Raw genomic sequence first — 12,054 nt, forward strand, 5'->3', positions numbered from 1 at the left:
GGTGGGTGCGAGAAGGCGGGCGGCGAGGTCGAGGGCGAGCTGGTCGTCGAAGGCGCGGGCGATCACCGTCACGCCGAACGGGCCGCCGTCGGCCTCGCCCGCGGGCACGGCGACGGCCGCGAGGTCGACGACCTCGGCCTCGGCGACGTCGGACGGCTCCGGCTCCAGGAGCGCGGCCGCCTGGTCGGGCGGCAGGGCCCGCAGGAGGCCCGGCATCCCGGCAAGCTCGGCGACCCGGTCCTGGCAGGCGTCGCAGACCGCCAGGTGCTCCTCGAACCGTCGACGGTCCGACGGTCCGAGCGCCCCCAGCACGTACGCCGCGTCCCACTCGCGGAACGGGTCGTCCGCGGGCAGGTCGGGCCGGTCGGCGCTGTCGCGGCCGGTCATGACGTCACCCCTCTCTCCTGCAGCGCGAGCCGCAGCGCGCGCAGCCCGTAGTGCAGCCGCGACTTCACGGTGCCCTCCGGGATCTGGTTCTCGCGGGCGAGCTCCGCGACCGACCGCCCCCCGTAGTACGCCCCGACGACGACCGCCCGGTGCTCGGCGGACAGGCCCGTGAGCGCGTCCGCGACGAGCCACGCGTCGAGCACGGCCTGCGTGCCGTCGGGCGTCGGGACGTCCGGCGTCTGCTCGGTCATCTGCTCGCGCACGTGCCGGGCGCTGCGCCGGTCGTCGATCACGAGGTTGCGCGTCACCCGGTACAGCCAGGCGCGCGCCGCGTCGTCGTCGCGGGCCATCACCTCGGGGTGCCGCCACGCGCGCACCATCGCCTCCTGCACGACGTCCTGCGCGAGCTCGTGGTCACCCGTGAGCCGCACGACGTAGTGGTGCAGCGGGCGCGCGTACGCCGCGTGCAGGGCGCGCAGCAGCTCGTCCGCGTCGTCGTCCACGCGCACCCCACCTCCCGTCCTGTCACCCACACCACGGACCGCACCCGCCCCGGGTTCAGGTGAACCCGAGACCTCACCCGCCCGTGGACTCCACGGGGAGCCCGCGACACCGCACCACCCGGCGCGGGCCCGCTCCCCCGGGGAAAGGGGACCACCGTGCGACGCACCATCCTGCTCACCACCCTCGGCCTCGTCGCGACCGCCACGCTGGTCGGCTGCTCGGGTTCCGGGGACGACGACTCGGGCGCGCAGACCGAGGCCACGACCGACGAGATGACCGAGTCGACACCCTCCGACGACGGGTCGGCGGGCGCGGCCGACCTCATGACGGCCGACACCAGCCTCGGGTCGGTCGTCGTCGACAAGGACGGCATGACCGTCTACTACTTCCTCAAGGACACCCCCGGCTCCGGGACGAGCGCGTGCACGGGCGACTGCCTCACGGCCTGGCCGCCCGTCTACGCCGAGTCCGAGGACGTCGTCGCCGACGGTGTCACCGGCGAGCTCGGCACCATCGAGACGCCCGACGGCGAGTACCAGGTCACGATCGACGGCCGGCCCGTCTACCTGTTCGCGCAGGACATGGCGCCCGGGGACGTCAACGGCCAGGGCGTGAACCAGGTCTGGTACGCGGTCGCGCCGGACGGGTCGCAGGTCGGCCCGTGACGCTCAGCCCTCCGCGCCGGTCTCGACGTTGAGGATGTTGCCGTCCGGGTCCGCGAACCAGGCCGCCTTCATCTCGCCCGAGACCAGCACCCCGTCCTGCCACGTGCCCTCGGGCACGTCGAAGGTCTGGAAGTCGACGCCCCGGTCGCGCAGGTCCGCGACCTCGGCGTCGAACCGGTCCGCCGACAGCTGGAAGGAGATCGCCGTCGCCTGGTTGGTGCCCGCGTACCCCGAGGGGTACACGAGGAACGAGCCGCCCCCTGACCGGTACATCACGCCCTCCGCGGCGTCCCCAGCGCTGGTGAACCCCAGCGTGGTCTCGTAGAACGCGCGCGCCTTCTCGAGGTCCGTGACCGCGAGGACGGGGATGGCGTCGAAGTCGGAGAGCATGACGGCCTCCTGGGCGGGCCAGACGACCCTCGGCTGGCCGGCGGCTCGACGCTAGGACCGGGGCCGTGACAGGGTCAATCGCGCTGCACGGACGTGCACGTTGTCGATCCTGGCGCGGCCCGCGCGTCATGGGGTCGTCCGCCGGGCACCGCCGCCCGGTTCCTGCGAGCGACGGAGAACCACCATGCGCTACATGCTGCTCATCTGCACCGACCCGACCGGCGAGCCCTACACCCCCGAGGGCGACCGCATCCAGGACTGGCTCGACGAGACCGGGTCCGCCCGGCTGCACGGCGACCGCCTGCGTCCCGTGTCCGACGCCCGCACCGTCCGCGTGCGCGGCTCCGAGACGCTCGTGTCCGACGGCCCCTTCGCCGAGACCGCCGAGCACATCGCCGGCTACGACGTCGTCGAGTGCGAGTCGCTGGACGACGCGCTGCGGATCGCGGCCGGGCACCCCATGGCCCGCTTCGGGCGCGTCGAGGTGCGGCCGTTCTGGCCGTTCGAGGGCTGAGGCGCGCCGACGCGCAGACCTGAAACGGGTGGACGGGCACCCCGCCCCGGTGAGGTAGAGTTTCCGAGGCCCCTGCGGGGGCCATCGGGCTGTGGCGCAGCTTGGTAGCGCACTTGACTGGGGGTCAAGGGGTCGCAGGTTCAAATCCTGTCAGCCCGACACATCAGGCCTGGTGAGACGGTGTCTCACCAGGCCTGAGGAGTCTCTGGACATGGTCCATCCCGCGTTTATCCCGCGTTTTCGGCTCACGAGCACCGTCGCGGGAGCGTCAACGTCGAGCCTGGCCGGCAGCGTCGCGCACTGCGTCGCGACATCTGAGCGGGGTGCGCACACCTCTCTGCATGACCACGCAGACCCATCTCCCGAACGACGTCGCCGGCCCGAGCTCGAGGGTCCCGGGCCTCGAACCGCTGCTGAGCATCGACGCACTGGCCGAGTACGTCGGCGTGCCGGTGGTCACGATCTATCGGTGGCGCACGGAAGGCAAGGGGCCGTGCGCCCTGCGCATCGGCCGGCACCTGAAGTTCCCGTTGTCGTCTGTGCAGAGCTGGCTCGACAGCGTGCGGGAAGCCTCGCCGGGGACGTATCGCGCCGGGCGGTGAGCGGACGTGCCTAGGTCACGGCTGGGGGTGGGCGCGTTCGGCGAGATCTCGACGCAGCAAACACCCGGCGGCCGGTTCCGAGCCCGGGTGCGCTACCGGGACGGGCATGGCCGCTACCGCCAGCTCGAGTCGACCGGTGGCAGCCGGGCCGAGGCGCGGAGGCGGTTGCAGCTCAAGATGTCGACGGTGTCCGACGAGCTCGAGCCGACGGGCGAGATCACGGGCGGCACCGCGTTCGCGGACCTCGTGGCGTACTGGCTCGCGGCTCTGGAGGCCGAAGGCGAGCTGGCGATCAGCACGCGTGAACGATACGCGTGGGAGGCCGAGCACCTCCTGCTGCCGGCGTTCCGGAACTTCACCGTCCGCGAGATCACCGTGGCTCGAGTGGAACGCTGGCTCACGCAGCAGCGTGCATTCAGCTACGCCCGTGCCGTGCACTCGAAGAAGATCCTCAGCCTGGTGATGGGCCTCGCGGTGCGGCTCGAGGCGGTCGACCGCAACCCGGTCCAGGCCACGCGACGTCTCAAGCGGCCTGCCCGGCCTCCGATGGCCCTCGAAGCGGTCGAGCTCGACGTCATCCGCGACGCCGTCGCGTCATGGCGACGGAACGAAACGTCGGTGGGCCCCAGACCGGATGGTCAGCTCGAGGCGATCATCGAGGTCATGGTCGGCACGTCCGCGCGCATCGGGGAGGCGCTCGCTCTGCGCATGTGCGACCTCGACCTCGACGCCGAGCCGCCGACCATCCGGATCGCCGGCACGATCGTCTCGCCCAAGAGCCGGCCGACGTACCGACAGGACCACCCGAAGTCCGCGAGATCGGTGCGCCGGGTCGCCGTGCCGTCCTTCACTGTCGAGGCCGTGCTCTCGCGGCTCGCAGTAACAGGGCCACTGCAGCAGGACCACCTCGTCTTCTTCAGCCGCAACAACACGCCCCTCACGACCGCGAACGTTCGACGTCGACTCCGCGATGCGCTGCAGTCCGCGGGAGTTGCGACGGTGACGCCGCACGCTTTCCGTCGCACGGCCGCTACGGTGGTCGACAAGCACGGCGGGCTCGACCTCGCCGCTGAGCTCCTCGGGCACACCTCGACCGCGATCACGCGGCTCCACTACATCCAGCCGGACGAGCAGGTGGACGCACGAACGGCCGAGATCCTCGAGCACCTGGCGCCGGGCAGCGGTCGCCACGCGAAAACGATCCCCCGATGACACCAGTGCGATCTGCGCCGTGCGTGTGGCAGGGCACAGACATGACCCTGACCCTAAAGTGCGCCGCAGTGCAGTTGAGCGGCGTGCAGATCTCGGCGCTTCCCCGAAACTTCGCCCTGAACTGGGCTGACGCCGGGAATCTGAGGGCGTCGTGGACCCATCTTGTGGCGTCGAATCGGTCGTCCTCGGGGCCGTTGGGTGCCGCGAGGTGTTCAACTGTCCAGCGCCATGGACCCCCGGCCGTGTGTAGGTCGAGTCGATGCCCCACAGTCGAAGGGTCGGCCCTGGCGTGGAGATGCCGAGGGTTCAGCCCGACAGGGGCGTCTCCAGCATGCCGAAGTTGTCGGCTATCGGTCCCCCTTCCGTTCATGGATCGTTTGGCCGAACGACATAGAGGTGTGTCTAAATAGAGCCATGTCGAATCAAGAGCGCGATCTCGTCATCGTCGGATCGGGCCCCGCGGGGTACACCGCGGCGATCTACGCGGCCCGCGCGGGCCTCGCGCCGCTCGTCGTGGCCGGCTCGGTGACTGCCGGCGGTGCGCTGATGAACACCACCGAGGTGGAGAACTTCCCCGGCTTCCCCGACGGGATCCAGGGCCCCGAGCTCATGGACCAGCTGCAGAAGCAGGCCGAGAAGTTCGGTGCCGAGGTGCTGTGGGACGACGCCGTGTCGCTGTCCCTGGACGGTCCGGTCAAGACGGTGACCGTGTGGGGCGGCGAGACGTACGAGGCGCGCGCCGTCATCCTGTCCACCGGCTCCGCCTACCGTGAGCTGGGCCTGGACGACGAGAAGCGCATGTCCGGGCGCGGGGTCTCCTGGTGCGCGACCTGCGACGGGTTCTTCTTCCGCGACCAGGAGATCATCGTCGTCGGCGGTGGCGACTCCGCCGTCGAGGAGGCGACCTTCCTCACCCGCTTCGGCAAGCGGGTCACGCTCGTGCACCGCCGCGACCAGCTCCGTGCCTCGAAGATCATGGCCGACCGCGCCGCCGCGGACCCGAAGATCGAGTTCGCGTGGAACTCCGAGGTCGTCGCGATCCACGGCCAGGACAAGGTCACCGGGGTGACGCTGCGCGACACCCTCACCGGCGAGACCCGTGAGCACCCCGCGACCGGCGTGTTCGTCGCGATCGGCCACGTGCCGCGCACCGACCTGCTGGTCGGGCAGATCACGCTCGACGAGAACGGCTACGTCGAGGTGCAGGGCCGCTCCACGCGGACCAACCTGCCGGGCGTGTTCGCCGCGGGAGACGTCGTCGACCACACCTACCGGCAGGCCATCACCGCCGCCGGCTCCGGGTGCGCCGCCGCGCTCGACGCCCAGCACTACCTCGCCGCCCTCGGTGACGCCGCGCACCAGATCGCCGACCCGACTCCCACCCCCGAGATCCTGGAGACCGCCCGATGAGCCCGACCGTCGTGACCGACGCGACCTTCGCCTCCGACGTCCTGCAGTCCGAGCTGCCGGTGCTGGTCGACGTGTGGGCGACGTGGTGCGGCCCGTGCCGACAGCTGTCGCCGATCGTCGACCAGATCGCGGAAGACTACGCGGGCCGTCTGGTGGTGACGAAGCTCGACGCGGACGCCAACCCGGCCACGGTCGAGCAGATGGGCGTCGTCTCGATCCCCACCCTGGCCGTCTACTCTGCCGGCGAGCTCGTGACGTCGATCATCGGTGCCCGCCCGAAGGCTGCGATCGTCGCCGAGCTCGAGAAGGTCCTCGCGTGACCGCGACCCTGCCGAGCCCGGCGCCCGCGGTCGAGACACGTGGACGGCTGTCGACGCTCGACCGCTGGCTCCCGGTGTGGATCGGCCTGGCGATGGTCGCCGGACTGGTCCTCGGCCGGTTCGTGCCCGCCCTCGGTGACGCGCTGGAGGCGGTGCAGGTCGGCGGCATCTCCGTGCCGATCGGTCTCGGCCTGCTCGTGATGATGTACCCGGTGCTCGCCAAGGTCCGCTACGACCGGGTCGCGTCCGTGACCGGAGACCGGCGGCTGCTCGTGAGCTCGCTGGTGCTCAACTGGGTCGTCGGACCGGCCGTGATGTTCGCACTCGCGTGGCTCCTGCTGCCCGACCTGCCCGCCTACCGCACGGGTCTGATCGTCGTCGGTCTCGCCCGTTGCATCGCCATGGTGGTCATCTGGAACGACCTGGCCTGCGGCGACCGGGAGGCTGCCGCGGTCCTGGTGGCGATCAACTCGGTGTTCCAGGTCGTCGCGTTCTCGCTGCTGGGCTACTTCTACCTGACGGTCCTGCCGGGGTGGCTGGGCCTGGACACCCAGGGTCTGGACGTCTCCGTCGGGCAGATCGCGCTCAACGTGCTGGTCTTTCTCGGGGTGCCGCTGGCGGCGGGGTTCGCCTCGCGATGGATCGGTGAGCGCACCCGCGGCCGGGACTGGTACGAGGAGCGGTTCGTCCCGCGGATCGGGCCGTGGGCGCTGTACGGGCTACTGTTCACGATCGTCCTGCTGTTCGCGCTGCAGGGCGACGCGGTGACGAGCAACCCGCTCGACGTGGTCCGGATCGCGGTCCCGCTCCTGGCGTACTTCGCGATCATGTGGGGCGCCGGCATGGTCGCGGGCTACGTGCTCGGACTCGGGTACGCCCGATCCACGACCCTCGCGTTCACCGCCGCGGGGAACAACTTCGAGCTCGCGATCGCGGTCGCGATCGCGACGTTCGGAGCCACGTCCGGCGAGGCCCTCGCGGGGGTCGTCGGCCCGCTGATCGAGGTCCCGGTCCTCGTCGGCCTCGTCTACGTCTCGCTGGCCCTCGCTCGCCGCTGGCCGGTACCCGTCTCCGCTGGAGGTGCTGTCGATGACGACTGACACGACCTGCACGCCGCTGACGCCGATCGCCACCCGGGCGATGAGCGCGGGCGCGGCGGACGACGTCGCCCGGTCGCTCAAGGCGCTCGCGGACCCGCTGCGCCTGCGGGCGCTGTCACTCATCTCCGCGAGCCCGACGGGAGAAGCCTGCGTCTGCGACATCAGCGAGCTCACCGACGTCTCCCAGCCGACGGTGTCGCACCACCTGAAGGTGCTCAAGGAGGTCGGGCTGCTCACGTCCGAGCGACGCGGCACCTGGGTCTACTACCGCATCGCCCCGGCGCACCGCGGCGCCCTGCGGTCGCTCCTGGAGACGTTCGCCCCGGCCACAGTCAACCCGGCTCCCGACGTCGAGGAGACCGGCGCGGACCAGCAGCCGGCCGATCTGGACCGTCTGCTCGACCGTGTCGCGGCAGACCTCGCCTTGCGGTTCCCCGCGATCGGAGCGGAGCGCGTCCGTGACGTCGTGCGCGACTCGTCGACCGCGCTGGCGCGGAGCGCGGGGGTGAGCAAGCACCTCGTCGTGCTGACCGAGCGGTTCGCCCGTCAGCGGCTCGAGGACCTGGGCCGAGCAGTCACGGGCGACGGCGTCCCGCACGTGCTCTTCGTGTGCGTCGCCAACGCGGGGCGCTCGCAGCTCGCGGCAGCGCTCCTGCACCGGTACGCCGGTGACGCGGTGGTCGTGCGCTCGGCGGGGTCCGCTCCCGCGTCAGACGTCCACGCACACGTCCGGGCCGCGCTCGACGACCTCGACGTCGGCAACGGCGTCTTTCCCAAGCCGCTCACCGACGACGCCGTCCGCGCGGCCGACGTCGTCGTGACGATGGGATGCGGCGACGTGTGCCCCGTCTACCCGGGGACCCGCTACGAGGACTGGGCCGTCGGCGACCCCGCCCTCGCCTCACGGGAAGGGGTCGCCGCGATCCGCGACGACATCGACGCCCACGTCCGTGCGTTGCTGCACGAGCTCGTCCCGGACCTCGCGCTGCCGCGCACCTGACCGACGCCCCACCACCCGCACGACCGACTCCTAGGAGCATCATGAGCACCACGACCGACAAGCCCAGCGTCCTGTTCGTCTGCGTCCACAACGCCGGACGCTCGCAGATGGCGGCCGGGTTCCTCACCGCCTTGTCGGGGGGCGCGGTCGAGGTCCGCTCGGCGGGTTCGGCACCGGCCGACCAGGTCAACCCGGTCGCCGTGGAGGCGATGGCGGAGGTCGGCATCGACATCCGCGCCGAGCAGCCCAAGGTGCTGACCACCGAGGCGGTCCAGGCGTCGGACGTCGTCGTCACCATGGGCTGCGGCGACGCGTGCCCCTTCTTCCCCGGCAAGCGCTACGAGGACTGGGTGCTCGAGGACCCGGCGGGCCAGGGCATCGAGTCGGTCCGCCCGATCCGTGACGAGATCCGCCGGCGTATCGAGGTCCTCCTCGGCGAGCTCGGCGTGACCCCGGTCGCGGTCTGACAGGTGACGACATGGCCGCACCGGCGGAAGTTGCGGAGGCGGAGGTAGCCTCGACGGGTGCCGTCGACCCGCTCAGCATCGTCGCCGGTGCCTGTCTCCGAGACCGGCACCGGCGCGCTGCGGGCTGCGATGGCGCGCGAGCGGGCCGAGGACATCTCGCGCCTGCTGCGCGTCGTGTCCGAGCCGACCCGACTGCAGCTCCTGAGCCTGATCTTCCAGGCGCCCGACGGGCGTGCGCGGGTGGTCGACCTCACCGCGGCGCTGCGGCTGCGGCAGCCGACGATCAGCCACCACCTCAAGCTCATGGACGAGGCGGGGATCGTCGCACGCGAGCCGATCGGACGCGAGGTCTGGTACTCGATCGTGCCGGGACGCCTCGAGGCGATCGGCGACCTGCTGCGCTGACTCGCGGCCGCTCTTCGGGGAGCGCTCGATGAACGCGGCGTACGCCGCTCAGCAGGCGGCGGTGCTGGCCGACCCGGACCGTGTGCAGCTCCTCGCACTGATTCTGAGCGACCCGGGGGGCGAGGCGTCGGCGGACTCGATCGCCGGCGACCGAGACGCGCGCGCGGTACGTCGGCACCTCGAGGCGATGGCTTCCGTCGGTCTGCTCGACCGGATGGGTTCGGGGACGAGCGCGACGTACCGGCCGACGCACGACGCCCTGGCGCGGTTCGGTGCGCTGCTCGGTTCCGAGTCGTCGGCACCCGTCGACCCGCCGCCCGATGTGCTCCGTCGAGTGAGCGATCAGCTCGTGATCCGGTTCGCTGGGTCGCTCTCGGCCGAGACCGTCAACAGGTTCGTCGACGAGAGCTACGAGCTGCTCGCGTCACGCGCGACCGTCCGCACCCACCTGCCCGTCTTGACCGCGCGGTTCGCGGCCGAGCGACTGGAGGCACTCGCCGACGTACGGTCGGCACGGCAGCATGACGGGGCAGACGTGCTCTTCGTCTGCGTGCACAACGCCGGGCGTTCGCAGCTGGCCGCCGCTGCCTTACGCACCCGCGCCGGGGCCTCGGTCCGAGTGCGCACCGCCGGATCGGTCCCCGCCAGCCGCATCGAGCACACGGTGCTCGAGGTCATCGAGAGGCGCGGATGGACACCCGCGCTGGAGTTCCCGAAGCCGTTGACGGACGAGGTCGTGCGAGCGTCCGACTATGTGATCACGATGGGCTGTGGCGACGCCTGCCCGGTCGTCCCGGGACGGACCTACCTCGACTGGAGGCTCGACGACCCGGCCGGACGACCCGTCGACGAGGTGGAGTCGATCGCGGACGAGGTCGACGCTCTCGTGCGAGGCCTCGTCGAGCAGATCCGCAGCTCCCACCACTCGGGTCGCTGATCGTCGCGTCAGCCCTGCGGCGCGAGGTCGGAGAGCAGCGACTCGACCCGCCTCGCGATGTCGTCGCGCAGGGGGCGGATCCCGTCGACGTCCCAGTCGGCCGGGTCGGGCAGCGACCACGTCACGACTCGAGGGTGAGCCGGCAGGTGCAGCCCGGGCTTGAGAGCGACGAGGAGGTCGGCCTCGGCGGCCAGCTCAGGGGTCAGCAGCCGTGGGACCTGGTCGGACCGGTCGATGCCGAGCTCCGCGAGGGAGTCGAGAACCGTCTGGCTGACGTGCTCGTCCGGCTCTGTTCCGGCCGAGAGCACGCGCACGCCGGGAACCGCCTGAGCGACGGCGAGCCCTGCCGCGAGCTGCGAGCGACCGGCGTTGTGCACGCAGACGAACAGCACCGTCACCTGACCGGTCTGCTCTGTGCGAGCGGCGACCCGACGCCCGGGAGTGGTCGTGGTGCGGTCTGTCATGCGCGCAGCGTCCCACGCATCACCGCGGTGTCTCACGCGGTGATCACCGCACCGCTGCCTGTCAGGGCGAGGTGGGGCGTGTCGGCGGGGTCATCCCAGCGATAGCCGACCCCGCGCAGTGTGACGATCGACTGGGCGACACCGAGGGCGTGCAGGCGAGCGCGGATCCTTGTGACCGCGGCGACGAGGGCGCCGTCGGGGTCGCGCGCCCCGGGCCACAGCGACCACAGGTCCTCCCGGGCGACGACCGCTCCCGCTCGCTGAGCGAGCCGCCACAGGACGGCGAACTCCGTGACGGAGGTCTGGAGGCGCCGCCCACCGACGCGAGCGGCCAGGCGGGCGTGGTCCATCTCGAGAGTGCCGAGCCGGAGCGTGACCTCGGGACGCGGGGGGTCGATCCAGACGGGTGCGAGAACGCGCAGCATCTGGATGGGCGACAACGGCAGACTCAGCGCCGGTGTCCCGCCGGCGACGATCGCGGAGGCCGCGCGAGCCACGTCACCGTCGCCGAGTGCCACCAGCACCGGGCAGTGCAGATCGAGGCGCAGGCGCGTGACGAGGTCGGCGGGATCGGGCACGGGTGCCCGCGCGGACAGCACGACCACCTGTGGCGGCCTCTGACGCAACGCGGTCAGCACGCTCGCCGAGTCGGCGTACCGCTCGGCGTGGATCCCGGCGCGCTCGAGAGCGTCCGTCGTGGACGGGGTGAGCTCGTCGCTGTCTACGACCGGCAGCACTCCTGGAAGGCGCCCGCCGCGTCTCCACTCGCGGATGGCGTCGTCGACCCGAAAGTGCGCGGTGACCCCCTGCACGACCGCGGACATGACCGGATGTCCTCCCTGCGCCCTGGTCGGCTCCGGCTCAGCCGAAGCGTCCACTGATGTAGTCCTCGGTGCGCTGGTCCGCAGGGTTCTCGAAGATCTTCCCCGTGTGGTCGTACTCGACCAGGACCCCGCACCGCTCTCCCGTGCGGACGTCGACGTCGGCCGTGAAGAAGGCGGTCCGATCGGCGACGCGTGCGGCCTGCTGCATGTTGTGGGTGACGATGACGATCGTGTAGCGGCTGCGCAGCTCGGCGATGAGGCTCTCGATGCGCAACGTCGCGATGGGGTCGAGCGCCGAGCAGGGCTCGTCCATGAGGATCACATCAGGCTCGACGGCGATGGTGCGTGCGATGCACAGGCGCTGCTGCTGCCCCCCGGACAGGCTGTACGCGCTCTGCTTGAGCTTGTCCTTCACCTCGTCCCACAGTGCAGCGCGCGTCAGCGCCTGCTCGACGTGGTCGTCCATCGAGCCGACCTTCATGCCCGTGACGCGGGGGCCGTAGGCGATGTTGTCGTAGATCGACTTCGGGAACGGGTTCGGCTTCTGGAAGACCATCCCGATACGGCGGCGGACCTCGATCGCGTCGACGCCCGCGCCGTACAGGTCCTGACCCCAGTAGCGCACGCTGCCCGTGACGTGCGCGCCGACGATCAGGTCGTTCATGCGGTTGAGCGAGCGCAGGATCGTCGACTTGCCGCAGCCGGAGGGGCCGATGAGGGCCGTGACCTCATGCTCGCCGAACACGAGCGAGACGTCGCGGACGGCTCGGTGCGTCCCGTAGAGCACGTCGACGTCGTCGCACTCGAGCACGGCGACGGGGTGGGGCGGCACCTCGCGATGCACGCCCGGCTC

General features: G+C 71.4%; 17 protein-coding genes and 1 tRNA gene. 12 read left to right on the top strand and 6 right to left on the bottom strand.

What is annotated here, in order from left to right; translation table 11 throughout:
- Both HGA02_RS20640 and HGA02_RS00010 read right to left on the bottom strand, forming a co-directional pair.
- The coding region (locus HGA02_RS20640) for an anti-sigma factor family protein (RefSeq protein WP_246247186.1) at window positions 1-387 on the bottom strand (387 nt) is incomplete at its 3' end.
- A complete protein-coding gene (locus HGA02_RS00010) occupies window positions 384-890 on the bottom strand; it encodes a sigma-70 family RNA polymerase sigma factor (protein ID WP_168676100.1) in 507 nt (168 codons plus the stop codon). The genes HGA02_RS20640 and HGA02_RS00010, both read right to left, overlap by 4 nt.
- A gap of 156 nt (window positions 891-1,046) precedes the next feature.
- Between HGA02_RS00010 and HGA02_RS00015 the strand changes: the two genes are divergently transcribed.
- Window positions 1,047-1,556: a COG4315 family predicted lipoprotein gene (locus HGA02_RS00015; RefSeq protein WP_343035157.1), complete on the top strand. Its 510-nt coding sequence runs from the start codon at window positions 1,047-1,049 to the stop codon at window positions 1,554-1,556.
- 3 nt (window positions 1,557-1,559) lie between these two features.
- On the opposite strand, the gene HGA02_RS00020 is transcribed toward HGA02_RS00015, so the two are convergent.
- Window positions 1,560-1,946 (bottom strand): VOC family protein, encoded by a 387-nt coding sequence (locus HGA02_RS00020; protein WP_168676102.1) that lies wholly within the window; start codon window positions 1,944-1,946, stop codon window positions 1,560-1,562.
- A gap of 184 nt (window positions 1,947-2,130) precedes the next feature.
- On the opposite strand from HGA02_RS00020, the gene HGA02_RS00025 reads away from it, so the two are divergent.
- From HGA02_RS00025 to HGA02_RS00075, 11 genes are all read left to right on the top strand, one after another.
- The gene (locus HGA02_RS00025) at window positions 2,131-2,460 is read left to right on the top strand and encodes a YciI family protein (protein WP_168676104.1); all 330 of its coding nucleotides are present in this window, start codon (window positions 2,131-2,133) and stop codon (window positions 2,458-2,460) included.
- An 85-nt stretch (window positions 2,461-2,545) separates the two neighbouring features.
- Window positions 2,546-2,619, top strand: a tRNA-Pro gene (locus HGA02_RS00030).
- A 182-nt stretch (window positions 2,620-2,801) separates the two neighbouring features.
- Window positions 2,802-3,062: a helix-turn-helix transcriptional regulator gene (locus HGA02_RS00035; RefSeq protein WP_168676107.1), complete on the top strand. Its 261-nt coding sequence runs from the start codon at window positions 2,802-2,804 to the stop codon at window positions 3,060-3,062.
- A gap of 6 nt (window positions 3,063-3,068) precedes the next feature.
- Entirely contained in the window at window positions 3,069-4,274 is a 1,206-nt protein-coding gene (locus tag HGA02_RS00040; RefSeq protein WP_168676110.1) for a tyrosine-type recombinase/integrase, read from the top strand.
- Window positions 4,275-4,688: 414 nt separating this feature from the next.
- Window positions 4,689-5,684 carry a thioredoxin-disulfide reductase gene (trxB, locus tag HGA02_RS00045; RefSeq protein ID WP_168676122.1) on the top strand — a complete coding sequence of 332 codons (996 nt, stop codon included), beginning with the start codon at window positions 4,689-4,691 and terminating at the stop codon, window positions 5,682-5,684.
- A complete protein-coding gene (gene trxA, locus HGA02_RS00050; RefSeq protein ID WP_168676134.1) occupies window positions 5,681-6,004 on the top strand; it encodes a thioredoxin in 324 nt (107 codons plus the stop codon). The genes trxB and trxA overlap by 4 nt, the downstream gene beginning before the upstream one ends.
- A complete protein-coding gene (arsB, locus tag HGA02_RS00055; protein ID WP_168676144.1) occupies window positions 6,001-7,104 on the top strand; it encodes an ACR3 family arsenite efflux transporter in 1,104 nt (367 codons plus the stop codon). Before trxA ends, arsB begins: the two co-directional genes overlap by 4 nt.
- A complete protein-coding gene (locus HGA02_RS00060; protein WP_210727964.1) occupies window positions 7,094-8,104 on the top strand; it encodes a metalloregulator ArsR/SmtB family transcription factor in 1,011 nt (336 codons plus the stop codon). Before arsB ends, HGA02_RS00060 begins: the two co-directional genes overlap by 11 nt.
- A gap of 41 nt (window positions 8,105-8,145) precedes the next feature.
- Window positions 8,146-8,571 (top strand): arsenate reductase ArsC, encoded by a 426-nt coding sequence (locus HGA02_RS00065; RefSeq protein WP_168676147.1) that lies wholly within the window; start codon window positions 8,146-8,148, stop codon window positions 8,569-8,571.
- Window positions 8,572-8,658: 87 nt separating this feature from the next.
- Window positions 8,659-8,976 (top strand): ArsR/SmtB family transcription factor, encoded by a 318-nt coding sequence (locus HGA02_RS00070; RefSeq protein ID WP_210727965.1) that lies wholly within the window; start codon window positions 8,659-8,661, stop codon window positions 8,974-8,976.
- A gap of 28 nt (window positions 8,977-9,004) precedes the next feature.
- A complete protein-coding gene (locus HGA02_RS00075; RefSeq protein ID WP_246247189.1) occupies window positions 9,005-9,913 on the top strand; it encodes an arsenate-mycothiol transferase ArsC in 909 nt (302 codons plus the stop codon).
- 8 nt (window positions 9,914-9,921) lie between these two features.
- Here the strand turns inward: HGA02_RS00075 and HGA02_RS00080 are convergent, their stop codons facing one another.
- From HGA02_RS00080 to pstB, 3 genes are all read right to left on the bottom strand, one after another.
- Window positions 9,922-10,377 carry an arsenate-mycothiol transferase ArsC gene (locus tag HGA02_RS00080; protein ID WP_168676151.1) on the bottom strand — a complete coding sequence of 152 codons (456 nt, stop codon included), beginning with the start codon at window positions 10,375-10,377 and terminating at the stop codon, window positions 9,922-9,924.
- Window positions 10,378-10,409: 32 nt separating this feature from the next.
- Window positions 10,410-11,015: a winged helix-turn-helix domain-containing protein gene (locus tag HGA02_RS00085; protein ID WP_168676155.1), complete on the bottom strand. Its 606-nt coding sequence runs from the start codon at window positions 11,013-11,015 to the stop codon at window positions 10,410-10,412.
- Window positions 11,016-11,238: 223 nt separating this feature from the next.
- Window positions 11,239-12,012 (bottom strand): phosphate ABC transporter ATP-binding protein PstB, encoded by a 774-nt coding sequence (gene pstB, locus HGA02_RS00090; protein WP_425483018.1) that lies wholly within the window; start codon window positions 12,010-12,012, stop codon window positions 11,239-11,241.
- Window positions 12,013-12,054 lie beyond the last annotated feature (42 nt).

Origin of the sequence: Cellulomonas septica, from assembly GCF_012396155.1 — a bacterium.
In the GTDB taxonomy this organism is placed as follows: domain Bacteria; phylum Actinomycetota; class Actinomycetes; order Actinomycetales; family Cellulomonadaceae; genus Cellulomonas; species Cellulomonas septica.